Consider the following 26972-nt stretch of genomic DNA (forward strand, 5'->3'; position numbering starts at 1 on the left):
ACAAAGCCTCAACCACAGAGGCCGTGCCGCCATCTTAGAAACAGCCCGCGGGCGGCCGAATGCTGCTTTGGTGGCCGGGCCTTAATCCCTTGGTAGTAGGGCTTGTGGCGAAGGGCCAATTGAGGTGCCGTGCGGGAACTATTCCCGGCAAGGGCGGGACTTTTTCCGTATCCCGCGATGGCCGCTGCGCCCCACCCTGTGCAGGCCAAAACCTCCACTGGGAACTGCAACCATGACAATAAGATCGCTACCCGCCCTTTCCCCGCTGGCCCTGAGCGTGCGCGTCCTGCTGATAGCCGGTAGCCTGGCCCTGGGCAATGTGGCAACAGCGGCCAGCACACCCGCTGCACCTGCCGGCAAGAACGTCACCTGGGAAGACATCGCCAATGACCACCTGACCACCCAGGACGTGCTGCAGTACGGCATGGGCACCAATGCCCAGCGCTGGAGCCCGCTGGCCCAGGTCAATGACAAGAACGTGTTCAAGCTGACCCCGGCCTGGTCCTACTCCTTCGGCGACGAGAAGCAGCGCGGCCAGGAATCCCAGGCCATCGTCAGCGATGGCGTGGTCTACGTCACCGGTTCGTACTCACGGGTATTCGCCCTCGATGCCAAGACCGGCAAACGCCTGTGGACCTACAACCACCGCCTGCCCGACAACATTCGTCCCTGCTGCGACGTGGTCAACCGCGGGGCGGCGATCTACGGCGACAAGATCTACTTTGGCACCCTCGATGCGCGTGTCATCGCCCTCGACAAGCGCACCGGCAAAGTGGTGTGGAACAAGAAGTTCGGCGACCACAGCGCCGGCTACACCATGACCGGTGCGCCAGTGCTGATCAAGGACAAGACCAGCGGCAAGGTGCTGCTGATCCACGGCAGCTCCGGCGATGAATTCGGCGTGGTCGGCCAGCTGTTCGCACGCGACCCGGACACCGGTGAAGAAGTGTGGATGCGGCCCTTCGTGGAGGGCCACATGGGCCGCCTGAACGGCAAGGACAGCACCCCGACCGGTGACGTCAAGGCGCCGTCCTGGCCAGACGACCCAAACACCGAAACCGGCAAAGTCGAAGCCTGGAGCCACGGCGGCGGCGCCCCTTGGCAAAGCGCGAGCTTCGACCCCGAAACCAACACCATCATTGTCGGCGCTGGCAACCCCGGCCCTTGGAATACCTGGGCGCGCACGTCGAAGGACGGCAACCCGCATGACTTCGACAGCCTGTACACCTCCGGCCAGGTCGGCGTCGACCCGAGTACCGGCGAGGTCAAGTGGTTCTACCAGCACACCCCCAACGATGCCTGGGACTTCTCCGGCAACAACGAGCTGGTGCTGTTCGACTACAAGGACAAGAACGGCAACGTGGTCAAGGCCACCGCCCACGCCGACCGCAACGGCTTCTTCTATGTGGTCGACCGCAACAACGGCAAGCTGCAGAACGCCTTCCCCTTCGTCGACAACATCACCTGGGCCAGCCATATCGACCTGAAGACCGGCCGCCCGGTGGAAAACCCCGGCCAACGCCCGGCCAAGCCGCTGCCGGGTGAAACCAAGGGCAAGCCGGTGGAAGTCTCGCCACCGTTCCTGGGCGGCAAGAACTGGAACCCCATGGCCTACAGCCAGGACACCGGGCTGTTCTACATCCCCGGCAACCAGTGGAAAGAGGAATACTGGACCGAGGAAGTGAACTACAAGAAGGGCTCGGCTTATCTGGGCATGGGCTTCCGTATCAAGCGCATGTACGACGACCACGTCGGCACGTTGCGCGCCATGGACCCGACCACCGGCAAGCTGGTCTGGGAACACAAGGAGCACCTGCCGTTATGGGCCGGGGTGTTGGCGACCAAGGGCAACCTGGTGTTCACCGGTACCGGCGACGGCTTCTTCAAGGCCTTCGACGCCAAGACGGGCAAAGAGCTGTGGAAGTTCCAGACCGGCAGCGGCATCGTCTCGCCGCCCATCACCTGGGAGCAGGACGGCGAGCAGTACATCGGCGTGACCGTGGGCTACGGCGGTGCAGTACCGCTGTGGGGCGGCGACATGGCCGAGCTGACCAAACCGGTGGCTCAGGGTGGTTCGTTCTGGGTGTTCAAGATCCCGAGCTGGGACAACAAGACTGCACAGCGTTGACCTGCAGCGGGGAGCGGCCTGCGCCCCTCCCCGTTTCTGCCCTTCTCCTGCCCAGAGGCTTTTGCCATGAATTACCTGCCCTTTACCTTGCTGCTGGCGCTATACCCTGCCTTGGCAGTGAGCGCCGACGACGCCGGCAACGATACCCCCTTGACCATCAACGGCTGTGTGATTGCCGAAGCCAGCCAGTGCCCGGGGGCCAACCTGCGCGGCGCCAACCTGGCCAACCAGGACCTGCGCAAGATGAACCTGGCCGGTGCCGACCTGCGCGATGCCGACCTGCGTCATGCCCAGCTGGACCTGGCAAATCTGGAAAAAGCCCGCCTGCAAGGTGCCAACCTGACCCGCGCCAGCCTGCAACAGAGCAATCTGCGCCTGGCTGACCTGAGCAACAGCAGGCTGGTGGCCATTCAAGGCTGGGGCTTGTTCGCCCAGGGTGCACAGTTTGAAAAGGCGGACCTGCGCGCAGCCTACCTGCAGTTCGCCAGGCTGTCCGGGGCAAAGCTGCAGCAGGCCAACTTGCAGGCGGCGGACCTGGAGATGGCCTGGTTGAGCAAGGCCGACCTGCAAGCGGCCAACCTGGGCGATGCCAACCTGCAGGAGGCCAAGTTTGGCCAGAGCAACCTGGCACACGCCGATTTGCGCGGGGCGCGGCAGCATTACGGGAATTTTCAGGAGGCCAACATGGAGGGGTGCAAGGGGTGCCCTGAAACCTGGGACAAATGAGCGGCCTGTAGGCGCGGGTTCACCCGTGAAAAGGCCGGGCCTGCTGGCCAATTTCCACCCGCCGTTCACTGTTGCTGCCGCTACCGTATTCGCGGGTAAACCCGCTCCTACACACAGATCGGTGGTGGACACGCATCGGTGGTTGAACACATTCCGTCGTAGGCGCGGGTTCACCCGCGAAAGGGCCGGGCCTGCTGGCCAATTTCCACCCGCCGTTCACTGTTGCTGCCGCCACCGTATTCGCGGGTAAACCCGCTCCTACACACACAGATCGGGGGTGGACACATGTCGGGGGCTGGACACATTCCGTTGTGCGCGGAGGGCTGCGACGCAGCCCCAACAGGTGCAATGAAATACCTCACCCCGCCACCCGCACCACCCCCAGGTCAATCCCCAGATGCACCAGCTCGGCATGCGAGCTGACCTGCAACTTGCTCTTGAGCAAGGTCAGGTGGTTGGACACGGTCTTGGCACTGATACACAACTGCTCGGCAATCACCCGCGCCGGGGTGCCCTTGGCCAGCATCGTGAATATCTCCAGTTCGCGCTGGGTCATGCGCTGCAACCGGGGGTCACTGGTGCTTTGCTGTGACAGGCAAGCCAGCTGGGTGGCCAGGGGCTGCTCGATGTAGGCATGCCCGGCCAACACCCGCTGTACCGCCTCGATCAGCACCTCGGGCGCCGAGTTCTTGGTCAGGTAACCCGAAGCCCCCGCATCCAGCGCCTGGCGCACCAGCGGCAGCTCGTCGTGCATGCTGAAAAACAGCACCCGCAATTGCGGCAGGCGCTGGCGCAGGCGCCGGGTGGTTTCCAGGCCACTGATACCGGGCAGGCCAAAGTCCATGATCACCAGGTTGGGCACCTGCTCCTGTACCCTGGCCAGCGCCTCTTCACCACTGGCGGCCTCACGCACCTGCACCAATGGCAGCACCGCCCGCAGCAAGCTGGCGTAGCCTTGGCGGACCACGGCGTGGTCATCGACCAACACGATATTCATCGCACCTCCTCGGGAATGTTAAGGGCCAGCGCCCAGCCACCGCCCGGGCGGCTGAAAATGCGTAACTCCCCCCCAAGGCTGCGGGCGCGCTCGGCCATCGAGTGCAGGCCTACCCCTGGGCGCTGGGGCTGGCACCCGCCGCAGCCGTTGTCGCGAATGAACAGGCGCAAGCCCTTGGTACTGCGCTGCAGGCGCACCCGCACCTGGCTGGCACCGGCATGCCGGGCGACGTTGGTCAACGCCTCCTGCAGCAAGCGGTACAAATGCGTTCGGCTCGCCCCAGGCAGCGCCGGCAAGTGCTCGCCAACCCGCAGCCGGCATTCGATGCCCTGGCTGGCCTGCCACTGGCTCACCAACAGCCCGAAGGCCTCGGCCAACGGCATGTAGTGCAGCGCCACCGGATACAGGTTGTGCACCAGCGCGCGAAAACCCTGCTGCAGGCGCTCGCAATTGAATTCAAGGGCCTGCGCCGTCTGCGTCACCACTTCAGGCTGTTCGGCCACCATACGCAGCAGGCATAGCTGGGCTCGCATGCCTGCCAGGTATTGCCCCAGATCATCGTGCAGGGTCTGCGCCAGCTGGGTACGCTCCTGCTCCTGCACCGCCAGCAGGGCCTGGGTCAGGTGGGCATTGTCGGCCTGAGCCTGCTCCAGGGTTGCGGCCATGCGGTTGAAGTGTTTGGCCAGCTGGCGCGCTTCCGGCAGGCCGGCTTCGCGCAGGCGTGCCGTCAATTGCCCGCCTGAGACCTGGTGCAAGGCGCCCAGCAGCTCATCCAGCAGGCCCATGGCCCGCCGTACCGCCCAGCGGATGGTCAACAGGCTAAGCAACAATGCCAGGCCACAAACGCCAAGCAGTTGTTGCAGGGAGTCCCAGACTTCATCGATTTCATCCCGCGCATCCACGGCAATCAACACGCGGCGGCCATCACTCAAGTCCAGCAGCCGGCTGCTGTGGTAGCGCTCGCCGAACAACTGGCGGCCAAGCCAGGCATCCATACCGGCCTCTTGCGGCAGCCTTGGCACCTCACCCGCTGCCAGCCAGTGCACCCGCACATGGCGCAGGCTCTTGGTCAAGCCGGGCTGCAGGTTTGCCGGGTCACGTTCGGCGGTGTCGCCCAGGTATGCCACCACGGCTTCGGCTGACTGCAACTCACGCTCGACGTCGGCCACCGCCTGGTGCAACAGCACCCCGGCACAAGCCAGCGTCACCAAGGCGAAGCATAACGTGACCCAGAGGTTGACTCGCCACAGGGCCGACAAGTTGACAAGGCGCACAAGCGGTTCTCCTCAGGCCGTTGTGGACCATCGTAAAACTGCGGCCCCCGCACTGAATTACTACCTTGGTACCGGCCGAGCGCTACTTTCTGCATATTCCCCCCTCCCGGCGGGCTTCCTATGCTGGCGCCATCTGCCGTGGAGTGTGTTATGCGCCAGCCTGCCCACCTTGCCTTGACCTGCCTGCTGGCCTTGGCCGCAACGCTGGCTACGCCCCAGGCGCCCGCCGCTCAGGGCCAGGCCGCAGCCCCGTTGCACATACGCATCGGCTACCTGGGCTATCGCCCCGCCGCTGGCCCGCTGCTGTCCAACGTCATCCCCGAACCCGGCGATGCCGGGCTCCAAGGTGCCGAACTGGCCATTGTCGACAGCAACAGCACCGGGCGCTTCCTGAAGCAGCAGTTTCAGCTGACCAGCGCCAATGTCGACAGCCCCGAGGCCCTGCTGCAAGCCGCCAGGGCCCAGCATGAACAAGGCCTGCGCCTGTTCGTGGTGAATGCCCCGGCCGCCAGCCTGCGCGCGCTGTCTACCGCCCTGCCCGACAGCCTGTTGTTCAACGCCGGCAGCCCCGACGACAGCCTGCGCAGCAGCCAGTGCCTGGGCAATGTCCTGCACAGCCTGCCGAGCCGGGCCATGCTGGCCGATGCCTTGGCGCAGTTTCTGGTGCTGCGCAAATGGCAACGGGCATTGCTGGTGGTCGGCCAGACCCCGGACGATCAGGCGTACGCCGCTGCCCTGCGGCGGTCGGTGAAGCGTTTTGGCGTGCAACTGGTCGCGGAAAAAACCTGGACGTTCGACAACGACCAGCGCCGCAGCGCCCAGGCCGACATGCCGCTGTTCACCCAGACTGCCGAATACGACGTGGTACTGGTGGCCGACGAGCGCGGTGACTTCGGCGAATACCTGCCCTACCAGACGTGGTATCCACGCCCGGTGGCCGGTACCCAGGGCCTGACCCCCACGGGCTGGCACAAGACGGTGGAAACCTTCGGGGCGGCGCAGTTGCAAAAACGCTTCGAGGCCCAGGCCGGGCGCTGGATGAATGACCGTGACTTCGCCGCCTGGATGGCTGTGCGCAGTGTCGCCAGTGCGGCCAGCAAGCTGCGCCTGGCCGAACCTCGCGCGCTGCAGCAACTGCTGCTCAGCGAGCAGTTGCCGCTGGACGGTTTCAAGGGGCGCAAGCTCAGTTACCGCCCGTGGAACGGCGAACTGCGCCAGCCGATCCCGTTGGTTCAGCCCCGCGCCCTGGTCAGCACCTCGCCGCAGGAGGGCTTCCTGCATCCCTTCAACGAAATGGACAGCCTGGGCTATGACAAGCCCGAAGTGACGTGTAGCTACCCCTGACCCGACAACCACAACAATAAGGAATCCGCCATGCGCCGCCCCCTCTTCCACCGGGCCCTGATTTACCCCAGCCTGCTGTCGGGCGCCCTGGCGCTGGCCAGCAGTCACGCCATGGCTGCCACCGCCTGGGTCTCCAACGAGAAGGACAACAGCCTCAGCCTGATCGACCTGCAAACGCTGGAAGTCACCGAAACCCTGCCGGTGGGCCAGCGCCCGCGTGGCTTGCTGCTGTCACACGACAGCAAGCTGCTGTACATCTGCGCCAGCGATTCGGACCGGGTGCAGGTGATGGACGTGGCCACACGCAAGATCATCAAGGAGCTGCCTTCCGGCAAGGACCCCGAGCAGTTCGCCCTGCACCCCAACGACCGCTGGCTGTATGTGTCCAACGAGGACGATGCGCTGGTGACAGTGATCGACACCGTCACCGACAAGGTGCTCGGGCAGATCGAAGTCGGCATCGAACCCGAAGGCATGGCGGTCAGCCCTGACGGCAAGTGGGCGGTCAACACCAGTGAAACCACCAACATGCTGCACTGGATCGACACCAGCACCCAGACCCTGGCCGACAGCACGCTGGTCGACCAGCGCCCGCGCTTCGTCGAGTTCAGCAAAGACGGTTCGCGCCTGTGGGCCTCGGCAGAAATCGGCGGCACGGTGACCATACTTGACGTGGCCACGCGCCAGGTGCTGAAAACCCTGAACTTCCAGATCAAGGGCGTGCACCCGGACAAAGTCCAGCCAGTGGGCATCAAGCTCAGCGCCGATGGCAAGTACGCCTTCGTCGCCTTGGGCCCGGCCAACCACGTGGCGGTGATCGATGCCAAGACCTTTGATGTGCTCGACTACCTGCTGGTCGGGCGGCGGGTCTGGCAGCTGGCATTCACCCCGGACCAGCGCCAGTTGCTGGCCACCAACGGTGTCAGCGGTGACGTTTCGGTCATCGATGTGAAGCAGCTCAAAGTGCTCAAGTCGGTGAAGGTCGGGCGCTACCCCTGGGGCGTGGTGGTGACACCATGAATGCCCTCGACGTCAGTGACGTGAGCTTTGCCTATGGCCAGCGCGAGGCACTCAGGCAGGTCGGTTTCAGCCTGGCACCTGGGCGCTTCGCCGCATTGCTGGGCCCCAATGGTGCCGGCAAGTCGACCTTGATCGCCCTGCTCACGCGCCTGTACGACCTGCAGCATGGCGACATCCGCGTGTGCGGCTGCTCGCTACGCAACGCTGCACGCCCGGCCTTGCGCCAGCTGGGCGTGGTGTTTCAGCAAAGCACCCTGGACCTGGACCTGAGCGTTGAGCAGAACCTGCGCTACCACGCCGCCTTGCATGGCCTGTCGCGGCGTCAGAGCCACCTGCGGGTCGAAGCCGAACTGGCCCGCCAAGGCCTTGGTGAACGCCGGCGCGATCGTGTGCGTGAGCTGAACATCGGCCATCGGCGGCGGGTGGAAATTGCCCGCGCGCTGCTGCATGAACCGCGCCTGCTGCTGCTGGACGAAGCCAGCGTCGGCCTCGATCCGGCCAGCCGCCTGGCGCTTAACCAGCACCTGCGCCGGTTGTGCCGCGAGCAGCAGCTCAGTGTGCTGTGGGCCACTCACCTGCTGGACGAAGTGCAGCCCAGCGATGATTTGTTGATTCTGCATCAGGGGCGCCTGGTGGCCAGTGGCACCGCCGATGCGCTGAGCCTTGAGCACGGCGGTGACCTCGATCACGCCTTTGCCCGCTTGACCAACGCCCCCTCAGGAGCCAACGCCCGATGAACGCTTACTGGCAATGTTTCAACGGCATCATGCTGCGCGAATGGCTGCGCTTCGTGCTGCAGCGTACACGTCTGCTCAGCGCGCTGGTACGCCCGCTGCTGTGGTTGCTGGTGTTCGCTGCCGGCTTTCGCGCAGCGCTGGGCATTGCCATCATCGAGCCCTACGACACCTACATCCCCTACGAGGTGTACATCATCCCCGGCCTGGCCTGCATGATTCTGCTGTTCAACGGCATGCAGGGCTCATTGTCGATGGTCTACGACCGCGAGATGGGCAGCATGCGCGTGTTGCTGACCAGCCCGCTGCCACGCCCGTTCCTGCTGGGCAGCAAACTGTTGGCAACTTCATTGATTTCCCTGCTGCAAGTCTATGCCTTCCTCGCCATCGCCTGGTTATACGGGGTACAGCCACCGGCTGCAGGCCTGCTGATGGCGCTGCCAGCGTTGCTGCTGGTGGCCTTCATGCTCAGTGCCCTGGGGCTATTGCTGTCGAACGCCATCCGCCAGCTGGAGAACTTCGCCGGGGTGATGAACTTCGTGATCTTCCCGCTGTTCTTCCTGTCGTCGGCGCTGTACCCGTTGTGGAAAATGCGCGAGGCCAGCCAGTGGTTGTACTGGCTGTGTGCTGTGAACCCGTTCACCCATGCCGTAGAGCTGGTGCGGTTTGCGCTTTATGAGCGGTTGAACCTGCTGGCGCTGGCGGTGTGCCTGGGGTTGACCGCATTGTTCACCCTGCTGGCGATCCTCACCTTCAACCCCCAGCATGCAGCGCTGCGCAAGCCGCGCTGAAAACCTGGGGGTGTAACGCGGATAGCGTGTGGGAGCAACTGTCTTGCTCAATTTCTAAAAGCTGGCGCCTTCCCTGTGGGAGCGGGCTTGCCCGCGAACACGGGCGATGCCCGTGCCATCCACCACGGTGTTGGCTTCGCGACACAAGGCCGCACATGGAGCGAGGTGACTTCAAGCGACCTATTCATTGCACCGCTGCAATGACCCAACTGCATCGTTAAATATTATTGACCGCAGACCCTGCCAAACCCACGTCGCCACAGGCCCGCATCGGTTTCACCCCCCAGAAAACGGCGTATCCCCCGCGCTAAAGCCCACTTCCGTCGTTTGACATATCGAACGGCTCTGGCAAGCTATCTACAAGCCCCGACCGGAATCGTCGCCTCTGACGAGCCGGCAGTGCTCGGGGCTACAGGCAGCACCCAGGGCCCCGAGCCGTGCGCCTGCACAACAACGACAGGTCGAACCTGTCCCAAGGTGACATATGTCCAACAGCAACATTGGCAACAAGCAACCTTCCCTGCGCAAACCCGTCGTCCTGATGACCATGGGCAGCCAAGAGCGCAAAGGCCATGACTACCAGGTCATGACCCACAAATACATTACCCCGCTGGTCGAGTTCTCCGACTGCGTCCCGGTGTTGGTGCCTACCTGCTGCGGCACTGACGACCTCGAGACCTACCTGGACATGGCCGACGGCGTTTACCTGACTGGCGCTGGCAGCAATATCGACCCGGCCCTGTATGGCCAGGAAAACCAGACCCCAGGCAAAGGCCAGGACCAGAACCGCGACCTGTTCGACATTCCGCTGGTCAAGGCGGCGATCAAGCGTGGCCTGCCCATTTTCGGCATCTGCCGCGGGATGCAGGAAATCAACGTGGCCCTGGGTGGCGACATTTACCAGAAGGTGTATGCCGAACCTGGGTTCAATGACCACCGGGAAAACCCGGAAGACCCGGTCGACGTGCAGTACGCCCAGGTGCATGGGGTGAAGATCCAGCCGGGCAGCTGGTTGCACGACACCCTGGGTACCGACGAGATTCGCGTCAACTCGCTGCATGGTCAAGGCCTGCACAAGCTCGGCGCCGGTATTGAAGCCATCGCCCGTGCCGAAGATGGCCTGGTCGAAGCGATTCACGCGCCAAGCATTTCGCCGTTCCTGTTCGCCGTGCAGTGGCACCCTGAATGGCAGGCGGCGAAGAACCCTGATTCGATAAAGATCTTCCAGGCTTTCGGCGATGCTTGCCGGGCCCAGGTACGCAAGGCGCAAATCAAGCGCCAGCACGCGGCCTGACCTTCAGTTTCCTCTGCTTTGATCGCGGGGCGGTGCAAGGCCGCCCCCGTTTCCCCGGTCACCCTCTGCTGGTCCCAGAACACTTCCCGTGGAATCGGGCGGCGGGCTTGTGCCTGTCTCCGCGATCGTTTTTCCTCCCCCCCATCAAGAGATACGATGACCGTCATGTGTTTGTCGTCGTACCTGCTGCGCCTGTGAAATCGAGCGCCGCCCGCGCGGCGCTTCGCGGGTAAACCCGCTCCTACGCTTGTTTCGGGCCAGTATCGCCTGTGCCAGACGCGCGCGACCGCCTTGTTTGTACGACGCGATATCGAGGCATGCGCCAAGGCGTCCGCGCGCAAATGCCACAGGCATAACTGGCCCGAAACAAGCGTAGGAGCGGGTTTACCCGCGAAGCGCCGCGCGGGCGGCGCTCGATCTGCGCCACAACACACCTATCCAGACGGCCACCCTGGCGAGAACACAAAATTCTGAAAAAGGACTGGTCATCGCACAGGTTGTACGATAACTTACCTCCAACGCAAAACAACACCCCCTCACCCAAGCGCCACAGGATGCCAACAACAATGAATCCACAAGAACTTAAATCCATCCTCTCCCACGGCCTGCTGTCTTTCCCGGTCACCGACTTCAATGCCCAGGGCGACTTCAACCCGGCTGGCTACATCAAGCGCCTTGAGTGGCTGGCCCCCTACGGCGCCAGCGCGCTGTTCGCCGCTGGCGGTACCGGTGAATTCTTCTCCCTGGCCGCCAGCGAATACAGCCAGGTGATCAAGACCGCGGTCGACACCTGCGCCACCTCGGTGCCGATCCTCGCCGGTGTCGGTGGCTCTACCCGTCAGGCCATCGAATACGCGCAGGAAGCCGAGCGCCTGGGTGCCAAGGGCCTGCTGTTGCTGCCGCACTACCTGACCGAAGCCAGCCAGGACGGCGTCGCCGCCCACGTCGAAGCGGTGTGCAAATCGGTAAACATCGGGGTGGTGGTGTACAACCGCAACGTCTGCCGCCTGAACGCCGACCTGCTGGAAAAACTGGCCGAGCGCTGCCCGAACCTGATCGGCTACAAGGACGGCCTGGGTGATATCGAACTGATGGTGTCGATCCGTCGGCGCCTGGGCGAGCGCTTCAGCTACCTGGGTGGCCTGCCGACCGCCGAAGTGTATGCTGCCGCCTACAAGGCCCTGGGCGTACCGGTTTACTCCTCCGCGGTGTTCAACTTCGTGCCGAAAACCGCCATGGACTTCTACAACGCCATCGCCCGTGACGACCACGCCGCCGTGGCCAAGCTGATCGACGATTTCTTCCTGCCCTACCTGGACATCCGCAACCGCAAGGCCGGCTACGCCGTGAGTATCGTCAAGGCCGGCGCCAGAATTGCCGGTTACGACGCTGGCCCGGTGCGCACTCCGCTGACCGACCTCACCGCCGAAGAGTACGAAATGCTCGCCGCGCTGATGGACAAGATGGGCCCGCAGTAAGCGCGGCCCGCGGCCTGCCAGATGCCGCACCCGGAGTGGGCCTGCCCCACTCCGGTTACAATTCGTGAGCCCGCACAAAAATAACTAGTGGGAGTATTGCCAGCATGCAAGCGACTAAGAAAACGCATGTGCGCTACCTGATCCTGTTCATGCTGTTTCTGGTGACCACGATCAACTATGCCGACCGCGCTACCATTGCTATCGCAGGCTCCAGCCTGCAGAAAGACCTCGGCATTGACGCCGTAACCCTCGGTTATATCTTTTCCGCCTTTGGATGGGCTTACGTGGCTGGCCAGATTCCTGGTGGCTGGCTGCTCGATCGCTTCGGTTCCAAGAACGTCTACGCCTTCAGCATCTTCACCTGGTCGCTGTTCACCCTGCTGCAGGGTTTTGTCGGTGGCCTGCCGGTTGCCTGGGCCGTGGTCACCCTCTTCACCCTGCGCTTCCTGGTCGGTTTCGCCGAAGCCCCGTCATTCCCGGGTAACGCGCGCATCGTCGCCGCATGGTTCCCGACCCAGGAACGCGGCACGGCGTCGGCCATCTTCAACTCGGCGCAGTATTTCGCCACTGCACTGTTCGCCCCGATCATGGGCTGGATCGTGTTCAGCTTCGGCTGGGAGCACGTTTTCGTGGTCATGGGTGTGCTGGGCATCATCTTCTCGATGGTGTGGCTGAAGACCATCTACAATCCGCGCCAACACCCGCGCATCAGCCAAAGCGAACTCGAGCACATCGAGCAGAACGGCGGCCTGGTCGACATGGACCAGAAGCGCGGCAGCGACGGCCCGAAATGGGGTTACATCAAGCAGTTGCTGACCAGCCGCATGCTGCTGGGCGTATACCTGGGCCAGTACTGCATCAACGCCATCACCTACTTCTTCCTCACCTGGTTCCCGGTGTACCTGGTGCAGGAACGTGGCATGACCATTCTCAAGGCCGGCTTCATCGCCTCGCTGCCGGCGGTGTGTGGTTTTATCGGCGGCGTCCTGGGTGGCGTGATCTCCGACTGGCTGCTGCGCCGCGGCAACTCGCTGACGTTTTCGCGCAAACTGCCGATTGTCTGTGGCCTGCTGCTGTCCACCACCATGGTGTTCTGCAACTACGTCGATGCCGAGTGGATGGTGGTTGGCTTCATGACGCTGGCGTTTTTCGGCAAGGGCATCGGCGCACTGGGCTGGGCGGTGGTCGCGGACACTTCACCCAAGCAGATTGCCGGGCTGTCCGGTGGCCTGTTCAACACCTTCGGCAACATCGCGTCGATCACCACCCCTATCGTGATCGGCTACATCATCAGCGCCACCGGCTCGTTCAAGTGGGCGCTTGTGTACGTGGGTGCCAACGCGCTGGTAGCGGTATTCAGCTATCTGGTTATCGTCGGCCCCATCAAGCGTATCGAATTGCGTGATGCTGCCCCGAAGCCACACGCTGAGCCTGCCACCGACGGCGAACTGGCCAGCTCCCGTCACTGAAAAAACACGCCCGCGCCGGGTCACCCGGCATGGGCGGATGTACAAAAGCCTGAGAACCTGACAAGTAGGGCCCAAACATGCAGTTGATCGAACATTCCGACTCGCCCCGCTACGTCCGCCTGCACGACGACGACAACGTCGTGGTCGTTGTCAACGACGGCGGCTTGGGCGAAGGCGCCCGCTTCGCCGACGGCCTGACCCTGATCGAAGGCGTGCCGCAAAGCCACAAGGTGGCCACCGTGGCCATCGCCAAGGGCGAGCCCGTGCGCCGCTACGGGCAAATCATCGGCTACGCGCTGGAAGACCTGCGCCAAGGCAGCTGGGTTCAGGAAAGCCAGCTGGCCATGCCGGCCGCCCCGGAACTGGACAGCCTGCCGCGCTGCGATGCAGTGCCACAACCGCTGCCGCCGCTGGAGGGCTTCACCTTCGAGGGCTATCGCAACGCCGACGGCACTGTCGGCACCCGCAATATCCTCGGCATCACCACCACCGTGCAGTGCGTGACCGGCGTGCTGGAACATGCAGTCAAGCGCATTCGCAACGAACTACTGCCCAAATACCCCAACGTCGATGACGTGGTAGCCATTACCCACAGCTACGGCTGCGGTGTGGCAATCAACGCCCGCGACGCTTACATCCCGATCCGCACCGTGCGCAACCTGGCGCGCAACCCCAACCTGGGCGGCGAGGCACTGGTGATCAGCCTGGGCTGTGAAAAACTGCAAGCCAGCCAGGTGATGCACGACAACGACCCTTCGGTGGACCTCAGCGACCCATGGCTGTACCGCCTGCAAGATGCCAGCCTTGGCTTTGTTGAAATGATCGAGCAGATCATGGACCTGGCCGAAACCCGCCTGAAGAAGCTCGACCAGCGCCGCCGCGAAACGGTCCCGGCCAGCGAACTGATCCTCGGAATGCAATGCGGTGGCAGCGACGCCTTCTCGGGCATCACCGCCAACCCGGCACTGGGCTATGCCGCCGACCTGCTGGTCCGCGCTGGCGCCACCGTGCTGTTCTCTGAAGTGACCGAGGTGCGCGACGCGATCTACATGCTGACCTCGCGCGCGGAAAACCAGGACGTTGCCGACGCGCTGGTGCGCGAAATGGACTGGTACGACCGCTACCTGCAGCAAGGCGCCGCCGACCGCAGCGCCAACACCACACCGGGCAACAAGAAAGGCGGGCTGTCGAACATCGTCGAGAAATCGCTGGGTTCGATCGTCAAGTCGGGCAGCGGCGCTATCCAGGGTGTGCTCGGCCCAGGCGAGCGGGTCAACCGCAAAGGCCTGATTTTCTGCGCCACCCCGGCCAGCGACTTTGTCTGTGGCACCTTGCAACTGGCGGCCGGCATGAACCTGCACGTCTTCACTACCGGCCGCGGCACCCCATATGGCCTGGCCATGGCGCCGGTGGTCAAGGTGTGTACCCGCAGCGAACTGGCCCAGCGCTGGCCCGACCTGATCGACATCGACGCCGGTCGCATCGCCAGTGGTCGCTCGACCATCGAGGAGCTGGGCTGGGAGCTGTTCCATTACTACCTGGACGTGGCCAGCGGCCGCAAGCAGACCTGGGCCGAACAACACCGGTTGCACAACGACATCACCCTGTTCAACCCGGCGCCCATTACCTGATGCCGCAGCCCTGACCACGCATTCACACACGCCACTCTCAATCCCACAGGAGCACCCCATGCCTGAAATCCTCGGCCATAACTTCATCGCCGGTCAGCGCAGTGCCGCTGGCCCTCAGCGCCTGCAGAGCCTGGACGCCAGCACTGGCGAAGCCCTGCCCTACAGCTTTGCCCAGGCCACCGAAGCCGAAGTGGACCAGGCCGCCAAGGCCGCTGCCGTTGCCTTCGCCGAGTTCCGCCAACTGGCTCCGGCACGTCGGGCCGAGTTCCTCGACGCCATCGCCGCTGAACTCGACGAACTGGATGACGCCTTCGTCGCCATCGTCTGCCGCGAAACTGCACTGCCCGCCGCCCGTATTCAGGGCGAGCGCGGCCGCACCAGCGGGCAGATGCGCCTGTTCGCCCAAGTGCTGCGCCGCGGCGACTTCCTCGGCGCGCGCATCGACCTGGCATTGCCCGAGCGCCAACCGCTGCCACGCGTAGACCTGCGCCAGATGCGCATCGGCGTGGGCCCGGTCGCCGTGTTCGGGGCCAGCAACTTCCCGCTGGCCTTCTCCACCGCCGGTGGTGATACCGCCGCTGCCCTCGCCGCAGGCTGCCCGGTGGTATTCAAGGCGCACAGCGGCCACATGGCCACGGCCGACCTGGTCGGCTGCGCCATCGTGCGCGCCGCTGAGCGTACCGGCATGCCCAAGGGCGTTTTCAACATGGTATTTGGTGGCGGTGTGGGCGAGTGGCTGGTCAAGCACCCCGCCATCCAGGCGGTTGGCTTCACCGGCTCGCTCAAAGGCGGCGATGCCCTTTGCCGCATGGCCGCTGAGCGCCCGCAGCCAATCCCGGTATTTGCCGAGATGTCGAGCATCAACCCGGTCATCATCCTGCCGGGCGCCCTGGCCAAGCGTGGCGAAGCCATTGCCCGCGAGTTGGCGGGGTCCGTGTGCATGGGCGCCGGGCAGTTCTGCACCAACCCTGGGTTGGTGATTGGCCTGCAGTCACCACAGTACAGCCAGCTGCTCGCCGACCTTGGCCAGTACCTGGACCAGCAAGCCGGGCAAACCATGCTCAACGCTGGCGGCCTGCGCAGCTACGTTGGCGGCCTTGAACACCTGCATGCCCATGCCGGTATCGAGCATGTGGCCGGCCAGGCGCAGGAAGGCAACCAGGCACGCGCTCAGCTGTTCAAGGCCGATGCACGCCTGCTGGTCGAGTCCGACCCGCTGTTGCAGGAAGAAGTGTTTGGGCCCACCACCGTGGCTGTAGAGGTGCAGGACCACGACCAACTGCGCGACGCGCTGCTCGGCCTGCGCGGCCAGCTGACCGCGACGCTGATCGGCGAGGCGGAGGACTTCGATGCCTTCGCCTGGCTGGTGCCGCTGCTGGAGGAGAAAGTCGGGCGAATCCTGGTCAATGGCTACCCGACCGGTGTCGAAGTCTGTGATGCCATGGTGCACGGCGGCCCGTACCCGGCGACCTCCGATGCGCGTGGCACCTCGGTCGGCACGTTGGCCATCGACCGCTTCCTGCGCCCGGTGTGCTACCAGAACTACCCGCAGACACTGCTGCCTGAGGCACTGCGCGACGGCAACCCGCTGGGGCTGCGGCGGTTGGTGAACGGGCAGTGGAGTGACGGGGCGATCTGACCGGTTGCACGCAACAAGAAAGCCCTGCGCACGGCGGGGCTTTTCTTTTTGACTGTACCGGCCTCTTCGCGGGCAAGCCCGCTCCTACAGGGCTATCTTGCCCGCGAAGAGGCCAGTACTGGCAGCAAAGGCTTCAGGTCCCTTGCGCTTCAGCCGCCTCATGCGCCTGGCGCAAGCGCTCGCGGCTGTTGCTCAGGTGCATGCGCATGGCCATCTTCGCCCCTTCGCTGTCACGCCGGGCAATCGCCTCATAGATCGCCTCGTGCTCATGCATCAGGCGGCTCATGTAATGCGCCTGGTCATCATGGGCCAGGCGCGCCGAATTCAGCCGGGTGCGCGGTATGATGCTGGTACCCAGGTGGTTGATGATGTCGGCGAAGTAGTGGTTGCCGCTGGCCTGGGCAATGCGCAGGTGGAACTGGAAGTCCGCCGACACCGCATCAGTGGCGTGGGCCGCCCCCTCGTTGAGTTCGTCCAGCGCCGCCCGCATACCGGCCAGGGCTTCGTCGCTTCGCCGCTGGGCTGCCAGCCCGGCCGACTCGATCTCCAGGGCAATGCGCAACTCCAGCACCGCGAGCACTTCGCGCAGGGTGACCACGGTGGCCGGGTCGATACGGAAACCGCCCGTAGCCGGCGCATCCAGCACGAATGTACCAATGCCGTGGCGGGTCTCTACCTGCCCGGCGGCCTGCAACCGCGAGATCGCCTCACGCACTACCGTGCGGCTGACGCCCTCCTCGGCCATGATCTGCGATTCGGTCGGCAGCTTGTCGCCGCGCTTGAGCTGGCCGCTGCGAATGCGTTCGGTCAGCACCGTGACCAGTTCCTGGGCCAGACTGCGCGGCTTGCGCCGGGTCCTTGCCTGTACCTGCTGCTCTGTCATTGCCCTGTATTTCACCTTGAAAGACAGCGCTCATCATAGCGCAAGCAGTTGTACGATCACATACACCCCGTGCGGTATTTATTACCCCTCTTTGCAGACCCTGGCCCATGAAAAAACGCGCAGAATCACTGGCCCATGGTCCGCGCGAGTCTGTACTGTACGCCTTCACGCTCACTGATCCATGGAAGGAATCTGCAGTATGAAAACCCTCGACCGCCTTTTGCTCGGCAGTGGCCTGCTGATCCCCCTCTGGCTGCTGGTGGGGGTATGGCTCACCGCTCAGGCCTACCCTGGCTATGATCACCTGCAACAGGCCATGAGCCAGCTTGGCGCGGCCGGTTCGCCAACCCACAGCTGGTCGCCACGGGTCAACAATTTCCCTCTGGCCCTGCTGTTTGCCCTGTTTGCCTGGGGCCTGGTGCGGCGCTGGCACAGCTCGAAGCTGGCGCTGCTGAGTGCGGGCCTGGTGTTGCTGCATGGCATGGGCAGTTTGGGCACCGGCTGGTTCCCCTGCGACCAGGGCTGTGCACCGGTACAGCCATCTACCTCGCAGCAACTGCATAACCTGTTTGGTCTGCTGATGTTCCTCTCGCTGACCTTGGCCAGCGCCCTATGGGCGTGGCTAGGCAACCGCATTGCCGGCTCCCCCGCCCTGGCGCTGTTTTCCCTGGCTTGCGTGGTGTTGGCTATCATCACCGTCGCGTTGATGGGCCAGGCGGCGCAGAGTGGCCAGCTGTTCGGCCTCTATCAACGCCTTAACTATGGTGTTTCGGTGCTCTGGGTTGCCAGCCTGGCCTGGACAAGCCTGCGCAGGCCCGTGGCCAGCCCTCTGCGCATGGCTGTGACCTGACGGCAAATTGCTGGCCCACGGCTGCGGAAAGCGAAGGCAAACTCCGTTTTCTTTCAGATGCTTAGGACAGCAACATGCGAGTACTTCTAGCAACGATGGCCGGCTGCCTGCTGGCCACCCTCGCTTTCGGCGCCCAAGCCAGGGCACTGAGCCAGAACGATCGCCACACCTGCAGCTGGGGCGCGCAGATAGCCGCCGAGGCCCAACAGGCCAAGCTTTCCGGGGTGACCTTGTATGCCACGCGCAAGAAGCTGCAGGTACGCAAATTCCCCAAACCCTGGATGCGCATGACTGCCTTCGGTATTACCGAGCAGACGTACAACAGCCGCTCGCGGCTCAAGCCTGAAGCGATAAAGCGGACTTACTTTGAACAGTGTGTTCAGCATGCAACTGCAAGAAGATAAGTCTTTTTTATCAGTAAATTACAGATCAAACATAAAGCCATTTAGTAGAATCCATGTGCCGCGAAGAAGCCTCTATCGCCAGCAGCTTATATGCGCGTGCAAGACTCAAGCATTTGTTAAGCTGATCCGAGTCGCCAGAATTGACCAAGGCCATTCACCTGATGGATGAACTGCGCAAGATCGACCTCAACCTGCTGCTCGCCCTGCATGCCCTGCTCAGTGAACGGCACGTGACCCGCGCAGCCCTGCGCCTGCACCGCAGCCAACCGGCGGTCAGCCACGCCTTGGCGCAGTTGCGCAAACACTTCGACGACCCTTTGCTGGTACGCCAAGGTGGCGGCATGGCCCTTACCGCCCGCGCCCAATCGCTGGCACAACCGTTACAGGATGCACTGAGCAATCTCGACAGCCTGCTGGCCACCCCGCTGTTCGAGCCAGCCAGGGCCCAGCGCCGGTTCCGGCTGTCGCTGTCCGACTACGCCTCGCGCATCATCCTGCCGCACCTGCTGCGCCACCTGCGCCAAGTCGCGCCCGGGGTGGACCTGGCCATCAGCCAGGCCAGCCGTGAAACCATGTTGGCGCAGTTGCTCGATGGCGAGCTGGATCTGGCCCTGGGCCTGTTCCCCGAACTGCCTCAGGACATCACCGTCCAGCCCCTGTTTGCCGATCGCTTCATCAGCGTTGCCGATCGCCAGGTCCTGCCTGCCAGCGGCGGCATGGCCCTGGAAGACTGGCTGGCACGCCCACATGTATTGATGGCCATGCGCCCGGATGCTTTCGATGAAATTGAGCGCGCACTGGCCGCCCGGGGCTTGCAACGCCGTATTGCCCTGGCCTTGCCACACTGGAGTGCTGCGGTCGAAGTGCTGGCCGGCACCGACCTGATCCTGACGGTGGCCAGCCGCGCCGTGGGGTCGTTGCGCCAGCACAGGACACTGCGCCAGTTCACGCCGCCACTGGCCATCCCCTCGTTCGACTATCAGCAAGCCTGGCACAACCGCAAGGACAGTGACGCCGGGCATCGCTGGCTGCGCGAAACCGTATGGGCCTGCAGCCAAGCAGGGCGCTGATCAGTTTTCTTGCCCCTTCACAGCTGCCGAGGAATGGGCCGCTGACACCGTTGCCCAAGGGCCTTGTACCAGCAACACTCCGCACAGGATCAGCACCACGCCAGCCACCCTGGCCAGGCTAAGCGGCTTGCCACCCAGCCCCATCGCCCCGTAGTGGTCGGCAAGCACTGCCGTGATGATCTGCCCTGCCACCACCAGTACCAGGAACCCTGCTGCGCCAAGTTTCGGGGTCAGTGCTGCGGCGCCGGCTACATACAGTGCCCCCAGCACGCCTCCAATCCATAACCACCAAGGCCCTTGCAAGGCCTTGCCCATGTCTGGCGCCGGTACCCGGATAATCAACAGCGCGGCGATCACCACCAGCATGCTCACCGTCAACGATGTGAAAGCCCCCCACAGCCAGTGCCCAAGGGCCCGGCCTACCGCAGCATTACCTGCGGCCTGAAACGGCAACACCGCACCGGCAAGCAACGCCATGGCCGCAGGAAGCGCCAGCAGAAGCATTGATTTACTGAACATGGCAGTCCTCATCCAAGGTATCGATGGCAACCATGATGCTGCATGCCCCAGTACTGATAGAAATCAAAATCCTGCACTTGAACTATTCGTACCCTGCATACTGAAACATTCCTTCCGGCCGGCGTGCGCCTGGCCGGCAATCGACTGCACCGTGCCACTGCCATGGAGCCTTAGCCATGAGCGACGACCGAAGGTCCCTGATCGACCTTGGCCAACTGCCAACCCGCAACCTGGCCGAATGCCTGGCGGTGGATCAAGCCGCCTTGGTCAACGCCTTGACAGGCCAACTGCCAGCAGCATTGGTTGAGCACCTCGCTGCCAGTGCGGACCAGGCCCAGGCACTGGGCCTGTCAAAAAAAGTGGCGGCCATTGGCCTGGCGCTGGGCAAGTGGCTGGAGCAAGCCGCCGAGTCGTTGCGCCAGCACGTGTTCGAGCAATGCTGCACGCACCCGTCCGATACCGTGCGCAGTTGGGCAGCGTTCGCCCAGGCGTACCTGTCACGCTCGCAGCCTGCGGAAAATGCCCTGCTGGCGCAGTTTCGCTTCGCCCGCGATGAGCACTTCGGCGTGCGTGAATGGGCATGGATTGCCCTGCGCCCGCGCCTGGCCCAGCATCTTGAAGCGGCCCTGGCGCTACTCGGCCGCCATACCGGCGATGCAGACCCGCTGGTACGTCGGTTCTGCATCGAGATCCTGCGCCCGCGCGGCGTTTGGTGCGAGCACATTGCCACGCTCAAGCAACAACCAGAAGTGGCCGAGCCGTTGCTGGTACCGCTGCTGGCCGAAGCTGAGAAATACGCCCAGGACTCAGTCGCCAATTGGCTCAACGATGCCAGCAAGACCCGCCCCGACTGGGTACTTCAGCTGTTTCAGCGCCATCCCCCGGCCTGCAAGGCCTCACAGCGCATCCAGACCCGGGCTACCCGAAGCCTGCGGCAGTGACACACCACAAGTCGACTACCCCTATCGTGCAGAGCCCCAGGCCTTGATCGAAGCCGCCGGCTACTGAGGCCCTCTCCCCGGCACCAGCCTGCCCGGACCGCAAACGGCCGATCGTAGGCGAGTAACCGAGGTCGGCAACGGCCGAGGTCAGCGCGAGGTTTCGACGCGCAGCACTTCGGTGTAGATCGCGTCAACCGTCTGGCCAACCTTGAGGTTCTTCATGCGTTTCTGCAGGTCTGGGTTCTCGACCTTGACCACCTGCAGCTTGCCCTCCGGTGGCAACAAGCTCACCTCATGCGTCTTGAGGTCGATCTTCTTGATCTGAGAGGTAACCTTGACCTGGCGGAACGCCTCGCCGCCCGGGTTGGGGTTTTGCTCGGTTGCACGAATGGTACCGGACTCTTCAGTCGCTTTCGGCGCCCCACCCACTTCCGGATTGAGCACATAGGCCACGGCGCGTGTCACGTAGATGTCGACTTGGTCACCGACTTTCAGGTTGGGCAGCGCTTTGGCCTTTTCGGTCAGCTGGAACGTCACATCCTTCTTCTCGTCAGGGCCTTTCACCGTGACTTGTCGGGTGGCCAGGTCGATAGCCGTTACCTGTGTGGTGACATGGCTTTCCAGCGCCTCGCTCCCGATGGGGATACCGGCAGCCTGTACCGTGAAGCTGGCAGCAGAGGCCAGCGTGGCAAGGGCTACAGCACGAGCGAGAGTACGAATGGGGTTCATAGGCGAGCTTCCCTGTGATCAAGTCCGAATAGGCGCGTGAAAGGCTCACGCGCTGACAAGCATAGCCATTACCGGCCGCCTTGCCGGCCCTCCCGGTTGGCGACGCATTTCGTCGCCGAAATCACCGTTATAGCTAATACGAATTCTTTACACTTGCTTTACATTTGCAAATCATTACTATTCGTGACTCCCGATAACAACAAAGAGTCGCCTGTAATGGCAAAAAGGTCTGTTGCCCCAGCATCCATTTCCATGCTGGGCCTGCTCGTTGTGACTGCTGTCCACGCTGCCGCCCAAACCGATACGCAAAGTAGCCTCGCCCTGCCGGCCACCGCCGTCAGCAGCGTCTATGAGCAGCAAAGCTACAAGGCCAGTGAAAGCCGCAGCGCCATGAAGATCGACGCGCCGCTGCGCGATATCCCGCAAACCGTCAACGTCGTTCCCGAAAGCGTGATCAAGGACCAAGGCGCACAGTCCATGGAAGACGTGCTGAAGAACGTGCCCGGCATCGGCCTGTCCAACGGCGACGGCCAACGCGATCAGGTGACCATCCGTGGCTTCAGCGCCATTGGCGACATGTACATAGACGGCGTGCGTGACGACGCCCTGTACTTTCGCGACCTGTCCAACATCGAGCGTGTCGAGGTGATCAAGGGCCCGGCCGCGGTGCTGTATGGCCGTGGCTCCTCGGGCGGGCTGATCAACAGCATCAGCAAAAAACCAAGCTTCACACCCAAGCGTGAAGTCGGCATGAACGTCGACAGCGAAGGCAAACGCCGAACCCAGTTCGACACCGGCTGGGCCGACCCGCAAAGCAACCAGGCCTATCGCGTGACCGGTGCCTTCGAAGACAGCGACACCTTCCGCGATGATGGCTACATCGACCGCAAGGCCATCGCGCCGTCGGCCTACTTCCGTCTCTCGGACGACCTGGAACTGAACCTGGGCGCCACCTACCTGTACGACAAGCGCCTGATCGACTTCGGCATCCCGGCCCTGGGCAACCGCCCGGTGGACGTGGACCGCGACAAGCGCTTTGGCTCTGGCGATGCGGACCAGGATTACGCCCGCAGCGAGGTGTTCTCGCTTACAGCCAGCCTGGACTACCGCATCAACGACAACTTCACCCTGACCAACACCAGCCGTTACTACCGCTACGACCTGGACCGCAACAACACCTTGGCCGACAGCAGCCCGACGCGCTTCGTCACCGCGCCCGACGGTGAACTGCTGATCAAGCTCAACCGTGGCAACGTCGCCCGCGATGAGTACGGCGTGTTCAACCAGACGGAGCTCAAGCAACAAGCGCAACTGGCCGGCATGCAGCACAACGTGTTGTACGGCGTGGAAGCAGGCTTTCAGGACAAGTACCAGCGCGTGCTGAGCCAGACCAACGTGGCCCAGGTACCGGTGTACCGTGATGCCTTGGTGCCGGTACCGGAACACGCCGCCAACCTGTCTTCCAAGGGCACCAACTTCCAGCAGACCACCGGTCTGTACGTGCAGGACATGATCGAGCTGAACGCGCACTGGAAGGCACTGGTCGGTGTGCGTTATGACATCTTTGGCCAGGAGTACGACGACGACCGCGTGCAAAACATCGACCTGGATCGTACCGACAAGACCTGGAGCCCGCGTGCGGGTCTGGTCTACCAGCCAGACGCCATCCAGTCCTACTACGTGTCGGTCAGCCGCAGCTATCAGCCTTCGGGCGAAGTGTTCGCGGTGAGCCCGAGCAACCAGCACCTGGAGCCGGAAGAAACCACCAACTATGAAATCGGCGCCAAATGGGACCTGCTCGACAGCCGCCTGTCACTGACCGCCGCAGTGTTCCGCCTTGAGCGCACCAACATGAAGACTGCCGACCCGGCCAACCCCAACCTGACCGTATTGGCTGGCGAACAGCGTACCGATGGCTTTGAAGCCACCGTCAGCGGGCATCTCACCGACAAGTGGCAAATCTATGCCGGATACGCTTACCTGGACGCCGAAATCACCAAGTCCAACAGCAAGACCAATGGCGTGGCGAACGAAGGCCAGACCCCTACCCTGACGCCGCGCAACAGCGCCAACGTCTGGCTGGTACGTACCCTGACACCAGAGTGGCGTGTGGCCGCCGGAGCCAACTACGTCGACGAACGCTACACAGCGCTCGACAATGTGGTGGTGATGCCAGGCTATACCACCTTCGACGCCGCGCTGCTGTACAGCGTGCCGCAGTGGGATGCCGCGCTGCGCCTGAAGAACGTGTTTGACCGTGACTACTATGCCTCGGCACATGGCTCGGTCGACCTGATCACCCCAGGGGCACCGCGCACGCTGGAAGCCAGCTTCAACTACCGCTTCTGACCCACGCGCAATGCCTGTCAGTCAGCAATTGGGCCGCTCTGCGGCCCATCGCCAGCTAGCTTTGACGATTTGATCAGATAGCATTCAGCGATTACGCGTCACCCGCCACACCGTATTCGCCAGGTCATCGGCAATGATCAACGCTCCCCGCGGGTCCACCGTCACCCCAACCGGTCGCCCCCGGGTCTTGCCATCCTCACCGCGAAAGCCCGTGGCGAAGTCGATGGGTTCCCCAGCAGGCTTGCCATTGCTGAACGGCACGAAAATCACCTTGTAACCTACCGGGTTGGGCCGGTTCCAGCTGCCGTGCTCGCCCACGAACACACCGTCTGCAAAGCGCTCGCCCATTGCCGAGGACGAGAAGTCCACACCCAGTGCAGCCACATGCGAACCCAGGCTGTAATCCGGCTTGATCGCCGCCGCCACCTTGTCCGGGTTCTGCGGCCGCACCCGCTCATCCACATGCTGGCCCCAGTAGCTGTAAGGCCAACCATAGAAGCCCCCTTCACGTACCGAAGTGAGGTAGTCCGGCACCAGGTCGGGGCCCAGCTCATCCCGCTCGTTGACCACCGTCCACAACTGCCCGGTCTGCGGCTGGATGGTCAAAGCTGTCGGGTTACGCAAGCCGGTGGCATAGGGCCGGTGTGCGCCGGTCTCGGCATCGACCTGCCAGACCATGGCCCGATCGATCTCCACCTCCAGGCCGCGCTCGGTGATATTGCTGTTCGAGCCGATACCCACATACAAGAAGCGGCCATCCGGGCTGATGGTCAGCGCCTTGGTCCAATGGTGGTTGATTTCGGCCGGCAGGTCGGTGACCTTGGTTGGCGGGCCGTCGGCCTGGGTCTGGCCTTCCTTGTAGTCAAAGCGCACCAGCGCATCCTGGTTGGCTACATACAGCTTGCCGTTGGCATAGGCCAGGCCGTACGGTGCGTTGAGGTTATCCGCAAACACGGCCTGTACCTCGTAGTTGCCATCGCCATCAGCATCGCGCAGCAGGGTCAGGCGGTTGCCACCCTTGACCTGGGTATTGCCCTTGGCCTTGATCTGGCTGGCGATCACATCCTTGGGCTTGAGCTTGGCCGCGCTGCCTCCCCGGCCCTCAGCCACCAGAATGTCGCCATTGGGCAGTACCAGGCTCTGGCGCGGAATTTTCAGGCCGGTGGCAATGGCGGTGACACTGAAGCCCTCCGGCACGGTCGGTTTCAGTTCGCCCCAGGCAGCCGGTTGCGCAATCTTCATGCTCGGCAGCAAGCCGCGCTGAGGCTCCGGCAACTTCGGGTCCGGGCCATGGGCCTGGGTCGGCTCGCCGTCGCCACCACAGGCACTCAGCAATAGCGCCACGCCCAACAGGCTAAATGCATGCAAAGGCTTCATGCCACACCTCCTGAACGCAGGTTGCTCAAACCGGTCCAGGCGGCCACCACCGCGAGCACTGTCACGATGACCGACAACACCAACCCAGACGGCATAACCGCCCAGGCGTCCTTGGCATGCTCAAAGGCATTGATCAGCCCAAGCCCCCACGTCACCAGCAGCAGCACGAAGTACAGCGTAGCGCGCCCGCCCTTGCGCTCGGCGCGGATCAGGTTGGCCAGCGCGAACAACAGAGCCAGCCCACAGAACACCAAGGCACCGGCGATCAGCCAGGCGGCGAAGTTGCTCCACTGAATCTGGTAGCTGTTGTAGTAGGCGATATCGCTCAGCAGCGCGCCAAGGAACAACGGTACACTGCCCGCCAGCAGCAGGGCATGCAGCGGGCTGGGCGTACAGCGGTAAAGGGTTTGATCAGGTGCGGTCACGGTGCCTCCTTTTCATTCAGTGACCCAGGGTTGATGGTCTTGCGCCATCAGGTAAGCGCAGGGTGCGCTTAGCAAAGGAGCCCTTGACGCCCCGATAGTTCACCGCTTCGCTGTAATGAAATATCCTGCAAGGCATTTGCTGCCAAGCGCAGAAGGGGAATACATGAGCAGACCAAACGCGTACTGGGCCCTGGCCACCCTGCTCGGCCTCAGCCTGGCTCTCGCCGGCTGCTCCAGCAACGCCAGCAAGGCACGCTACGCCACGCCTGCAGTGGGCTCCAACTGCTTTGCCAAGGCCGTCCCCACTACCGGGGAAGGTGGCCTGGCCTGGGGCAATACATTGAGCATTGCGCGACAGAAATCCCTGAATAACTGCGTGCGTTATGCCAGCCGCTCGGGAGGCACGCCCAGGACTTGCCAGGTAGTGATGGCCAAGTGCAAAAACTGAACATATAACAATCTCAAAGTACGAAACTTCCTACAAAAATACCGCAACCTTTCACACGATATTGCGCAAACACAATACTTATACATTCAAATAAAATCTTACACTTTCAGCCTCGACCCAAAAGCAGCGATCGAGGCATTGTCTTTCACTTGAACTCCAGATACTTGATCGCCGACTCATCTCAGCAAGTAAGTAGGAAACTTCTTACAGCATAGAGTCGGGCCTGAAATCCAGCACAGTATGAATAACGGCATTTCAGTCTTGTCAGTACTGAAAGTTGCCGCAGTGCGTCTCTGGTTCGAAAAGACTGTCTCTCTGAGCAAGGAGCTCGCATGACCAATGCCTCCGTCAGCAGCGCCACCTCCGGCCCTGCCTGCAGCGCACGCGTGCCCATCCTGCCGGTGCGCTACGCCATCGTACCCCGCACCGGCGACGCCCCCGCCTGCCGCTAT

Annotated in this window: 24 protein-coding genes; 17 read left to right on the forward strand and 7 right to left on the reverse strand. The window is 63.1% G+C overall.

Translation table 11 applies throughout. The features are described from left to right. Nucleotides 1-232 precede the first annotated feature (232 nt). Both exaA and I8746_RS03895 read left to right on the forward strand, forming a co-directional pair. Complete coding sequence (exaA, locus tag I8746_RS03890; RefSeq protein WP_033724318.1) at nucleotides 233-2128, forward strand: quinoprotein ethanol dehydrogenase; 1896 nt, start codon at nucleotides 233-235, stop codon at nucleotides 2126-2128. 66 nt (nucleotides 2129-2194) lie between these two features. After that, nucleotides 2195-2854 carry a pentapeptide repeat-containing protein gene (locus I8746_RS03895; RefSeq protein WP_070095502.1) on the forward strand — a complete coding sequence of 220 codons (660 nt, stop codon included), beginning with the start codon at nucleotides 2195-2197 and terminating at the stop codon, nucleotides 2852-2854. A gap of 358 nt (nucleotides 2855-3212) precedes the next feature. On the opposite strand, the gene I8746_RS03900 is transcribed toward I8746_RS03895, so the two are convergent. Further along, complete coding sequence (locus I8746_RS03900) at nucleotides 3213-3851, reverse strand: response regulator transcription factor (protein WP_003254098.1); 639 nt, start codon at nucleotides 3849-3851, stop codon at nucleotides 3213-3215. Next, entirely contained in the window at nucleotides 3848-5125 is a 1278-nt protein-coding gene (locus I8746_RS03905) for a histidine kinase (protein WP_221100169.1), read from the reverse strand. Before I8746_RS03905 ends, I8746_RS03900 begins: the two co-directional genes overlap by 4 nt. A 150-nt stretch (nucleotides 5126-5275) precedes the next feature. On the opposite strand from I8746_RS03905, the gene I8746_RS03910 reads away from it, so the two are divergent. The 9 genes from I8746_RS03910 to I8746_RS03950 all read left to right on the forward strand — a co-directional run bounded on the left by I8746_RS03910 (nucleotide 5276) and on the right by I8746_RS03950 (nucleotide 16525). Continuing rightward, nucleotides 5276-6469 (forward strand): ABC transporter substrate-binding protein, encoded by a 1194-nt coding sequence (locus I8746_RS03910; RefSeq protein ID WP_221100170.1) that lies wholly within the window; start codon nucleotides 5276-5278, stop codon nucleotides 6467-6469. A 30-nt stretch (nucleotides 6470-6499) separates the two neighbouring features. Beyond that, complete coding sequence (locus I8746_RS03915) at nucleotides 6500-7489, forward strand: YVTN family beta-propeller repeat protein (RefSeq protein WP_088512309.1); 990 nt, start codon at nucleotides 6500-6502, stop codon at nucleotides 7487-7489. Then, nucleotides 7486-8226 carry an ABC transporter ATP-binding protein gene (locus tag I8746_RS03920; RefSeq protein ID WP_003254104.1) on the forward strand — a complete coding sequence of 247 codons (741 nt, stop codon included), beginning with the start codon at nucleotides 7486-7488 and terminating at the stop codon, nucleotides 8224-8226. The genes I8746_RS03915 and I8746_RS03920 overlap by 4 nt, the downstream gene beginning before the upstream one ends. Continuing rightward, nucleotides 8223-9014, forward strand: a complete 792-nt coding sequence (locus tag I8746_RS03925) for an ABC transporter permease (RefSeq protein WP_010953586.1) — start codon at nucleotides 8223-8225, stop codon at nucleotides 9012-9014. Before I8746_RS03920 ends, I8746_RS03925 begins: the two co-directional genes overlap by 4 nt. A gap of 484 nt (nucleotides 9015-9498) precedes the next feature. Continuing rightward, nucleotides 9499-10308, forward strand: coding sequence for a gamma-glutamyl-gamma-aminobutyrate hydrolase family protein (locus tag I8746_RS03930; protein WP_012052788.1), 810 nt, complete (start codon nucleotides 9499-9501; stop codon nucleotides 10306-10308). A 566-nt stretch (nucleotides 10309-10874) separates the two neighbouring features. Further along, nucleotides 10875-11786, forward strand: coding sequence for a 5-dehydro-4-deoxyglucarate dehydratase (gene kdgD / locus I8746_RS03935; RefSeq protein WP_003247703.1), 912 nt, complete (start codon nucleotides 10875-10877; stop codon nucleotides 11784-11786). Between the two features lie 104 nt (nucleotides 11787-11890). Beyond that, nucleotides 11891-13255 (forward strand): MFS transporter, encoded by a 1365-nt coding sequence (locus I8746_RS03940; RefSeq protein ID WP_003247701.1) that lies wholly within the window; start codon nucleotides 11891-11893, stop codon nucleotides 13253-13255. Nucleotides 13256-13332: 77 nt separating this feature from the next. Next, nucleotides 13333-14886, forward strand: coding sequence for a galactarate dehydratase (gene garD / locus I8746_RS03945; RefSeq protein ID WP_014756302.1), 1554 nt, complete (start codon nucleotides 13333-13335; stop codon nucleotides 14884-14886). 58 nt (nucleotides 14887-14944) lie between these two features. After that, entirely contained in the window at nucleotides 14945-16525 is a 1581-nt protein-coding gene (locus I8746_RS03950; RefSeq protein WP_221100171.1) for an aldehyde dehydrogenase (NADP(+)), read from the forward strand. 133 nt (nucleotides 16526-16658) lie between these two features. Here the strand turns inward: I8746_RS03950 and I8746_RS03955 are convergent, their stop codons facing one another. Further along, on the reverse strand, nucleotides 16659-17408 hold the full coding sequence (locus I8746_RS03955; RefSeq protein ID WP_003247694.1) for a FadR/GntR family transcriptional regulator: 750 nt from the start codon (nucleotides 17406-17408) through the stop codon (nucleotides 16659-16661). A 199-nt stretch (nucleotides 17409-17607) separates the two neighbouring features. On the opposite strand from I8746_RS03955, the gene I8746_RS03960 reads away from it, so the two are divergent. The 3 genes from I8746_RS03960 (at nucleotide 17608) to I8746_RS03970 (ending at nucleotide 19732) form a co-directional block, all read left to right on the forward strand. Beyond that, entirely contained in the window at nucleotides 17608-18258 is a 651-nt protein-coding gene (locus tag I8746_RS03960) for a DUF998 domain-containing protein (RefSeq protein WP_017147701.1), read from the forward strand. Between the two features lie 74 nt (nucleotides 18259-18332). After that, entirely contained in the window at nucleotides 18333-18662 is a 330-nt protein-coding gene (locus I8746_RS03965; RefSeq protein ID WP_017147702.1) for a hypothetical protein, read from the forward strand. Between the two features lie 161 nt (nucleotides 18663-18823). Next, nucleotides 18824-19732, forward strand: coding sequence for a LysR family transcriptional regulator (locus I8746_RS03970; protein ID WP_014756298.1), 909 nt, complete (start codon nucleotides 18824-18826; stop codon nucleotides 19730-19732). Here the strand turns inward: I8746_RS03970 and I8746_RS03975 are convergent, their stop codons facing one another. Continuing rightward, a complete protein-coding gene (locus I8746_RS03975) occupies nucleotides 19733-20251 on the reverse strand; it encodes a DMT family transporter (protein WP_014756297.1) in 519 nt (172 codons plus the stop codon). 176 nt (nucleotides 20252-20427) lie between these two features. On the opposite strand from I8746_RS03975, the gene I8746_RS03980 reads away from it, so the two are divergent. Continuing rightward, nucleotides 20428-21192: a hypothetical protein gene (locus I8746_RS03980; protein ID WP_014756296.1), complete on the forward strand. Its 765-nt coding sequence runs from the start codon at nucleotides 20428-20430 to the stop codon at nucleotides 21190-21192. A 147-nt stretch (nucleotides 21193-21339) separates the two neighbouring features. Here I8746_RS03980 and I8746_RS03985 read toward each other — a convergent pair whose 3' ends face one another. Continuing rightward, nucleotides 21340-21921, reverse strand: coding sequence for a hypothetical protein (locus tag I8746_RS03985; RefSeq protein ID WP_003247673.1), 582 nt, complete (start codon nucleotides 21919-21921; stop codon nucleotides 21340-21342). Nucleotides 21922-22137: 216 nt separating this feature from the next. Here I8746_RS03985 and I8746_RS03990 point away from each other — a divergent pair, with 216 nt between their 5' ends. Next, the gene (locus tag I8746_RS03990; protein ID WP_221100172.1) at nucleotides 22138-24270 is read left to right on the forward strand and encodes a TonB-dependent siderophore receptor; all 2133 of its coding nucleotides are present in this window, start codon (nucleotides 22138-22140) and stop codon (nucleotides 24268-24270) included. 84 nt (nucleotides 24271-24354) lie between these two features. On the opposite strand, the gene I8746_RS03995 is transcribed toward I8746_RS03990, so the two are convergent. Further along, a complete protein-coding gene (locus tag I8746_RS03995; RefSeq protein ID WP_012052795.1) occupies nucleotides 24355-25647 on the reverse strand; it encodes a sorbosone dehydrogenase family protein in 1293 nt (430 codons plus the stop codon). Continuing rightward, nucleotides 25644-26072: a DUF2231 domain-containing protein gene (locus I8746_RS04000; protein ID WP_003247665.1), complete on the reverse strand. Its 429-nt coding sequence runs from the start codon at nucleotides 26070-26072 to the stop codon at nucleotides 25644-25646. The genes I8746_RS03995 and I8746_RS04000 overlap by 4 nt, the downstream gene beginning before the upstream one ends. Nucleotides 26073-26235: 163 nt before the next feature. Between I8746_RS04000 and I8746_RS04005 the strand changes: the two genes are divergently transcribed. After that, a complete protein-coding gene (locus I8746_RS04005; RefSeq protein ID WP_003247660.1) occupies nucleotides 26236-26520 on the forward strand; it encodes a hypothetical protein in 285 nt (94 codons plus the stop codon). Nucleotides 26521-26972 lie beyond the last annotated feature (452 nt).

Source organism: Pseudomonas sp. USTB-Z, assembly GCF_019691255.1.
Classification (GTDB): domain Bacteria; phylum Pseudomonadota; class Gammaproteobacteria; order Pseudomonadales; family Pseudomonadaceae; genus Aquipseudomonas; species Aquipseudomonas alloputida.

Bases quoted from the DNA above. Each gene is read 5' to 3' on its own strand.
- exaA (WP_033724318.1), top strand. From the start codon at position 233: ATGACAATAAGATCGCTACCCGCCCTTTCCCCGCTGGCCCTGAGCGTG.
- I8746_RS03895 (WP_070095502.1), top strand. From the start codon at position 2,195: ATGAATTACCTGCCCTTTACCTTGCTGCTGGCGCTATACCCTGCCTTG.
- I8746_RS03900 (WP_003254098.1), bottom strand. From the start codon at position 3,851: ATGAATATCGTGTTGGTCGATGACCACGCCGTGGTCCGCCAAGGCTAC.
- I8746_RS03910 (WP_221100170.1), top strand. From the start codon at position 5,276: ATGCGCCAGCCTGCCCACCTTGCCTTGACCTGCCTGCTGGCCTTGGCC.
- I8746_RS03915 (WP_088512309.1), top strand. From the start codon at position 6,500: ATGCGCCGCCCCCTCTTCCACCGGGCCCTGATTTACCCCAGCCTGCTG.
- I8746_RS03920 (WP_003254104.1), top strand. From the start codon at position 7,486: ATGAATGCCCTCGACGTCAGTGACGTGAGCTTTGCCTATGGCCAGCGC.
- I8746_RS03925 (WP_010953586.1), top strand. From the start codon at position 8,223: ATGAACGCTTACTGGCAATGTTTCAACGGCATCATGCTGCGCGAATGG.
- I8746_RS03930 (WP_012052788.1), top strand. From the start codon at position 9,499: ATGTCCAACAGCAACATTGGCAACAAGCAACCTTCCCTGCGCAAACCC.
- kdgD (WP_003247703.1), top strand. From the start codon at position 10,875: ATGAATCCACAAGAACTTAAATCCATCCTCTCCCACGGCCTGCTGTCT.
- I8746_RS03940 (WP_003247701.1), top strand. From the start codon at position 11,891: ATGCAAGCGACTAAGAAAACGCATGTGCGCTACCTGATCCTGTTCATG.
- garD (WP_014756302.1), top strand. From the start codon at position 13,333: ATGCAGTTGATCGAACATTCCGACTCGCCCCGCTACGTCCGCCTGCAC.
- I8746_RS03950 (WP_221100171.1), top strand. From the start codon at position 14,945: ATGCCTGAAATCCTCGGCCATAACTTCATCGCCGGTCAGCGCAGTGCC.
- I8746_RS03955 (WP_003247694.1), bottom strand. From the start codon at position 17,408: ATGACAGAGCAGCAGGTACAGGCAAGGACCCGGCGCAAGCCGCGCAGT.
- I8746_RS03960 (WP_017147701.1), top strand. From the start codon at position 17,608: ATGAAAACCCTCGACCGCCTTTTGCTCGGCAGTGGCCTGCTGATCCCC.
- I8746_RS03965 (WP_017147702.1), top strand. From the start codon at position 18,333: ATGCGAGTACTTCTAGCAACGATGGCCGGCTGCCTGCTGGCCACCCTC.
- I8746_RS03970 (WP_014756298.1), top strand. From the start codon at position 18,824: ATGGATGAACTGCGCAAGATCGACCTCAACCTGCTGCTCGCCCTGCAT.
- I8746_RS03975 (WP_014756297.1), bottom strand. From the start codon at position 20,251: ATGTTCAGTAAATCAATGCTTCTGCTGGCGCTTCCTGCGGCCATGGCG.
- I8746_RS03980 (WP_014756296.1), top strand. From the start codon at position 20,428: ATGAGCGACGACCGAAGGTCCCTGATCGACCTTGGCCAACTGCCAACC.
- I8746_RS03985 (WP_003247673.1), bottom strand. From the start codon at position 21,921: ATGAACCCCATTCGTACTCTCGCTCGTGCTGTAGCCCTTGCCACGCTG.
- I8746_RS03990 (WP_221100172.1), top strand. From the start codon at position 22,138: ATGGCAAAAAGGTCTGTTGCCCCAGCATCCATTTCCATGCTGGGCCTG.
- I8746_RS03995 (WP_012052795.1), bottom strand. From the start codon at position 25,647: ATGAAGCCTTTGCATGCATTTAGCCTGTTGGGCGTGGCGCTATTGCTG.
- I8746_RS04005 (WP_003247660.1), top strand. From the start codon at position 26,236: ATGAGCAGACCAAACGCGTACTGGGCCCTGGCCACCCTGCTCGGCCTC.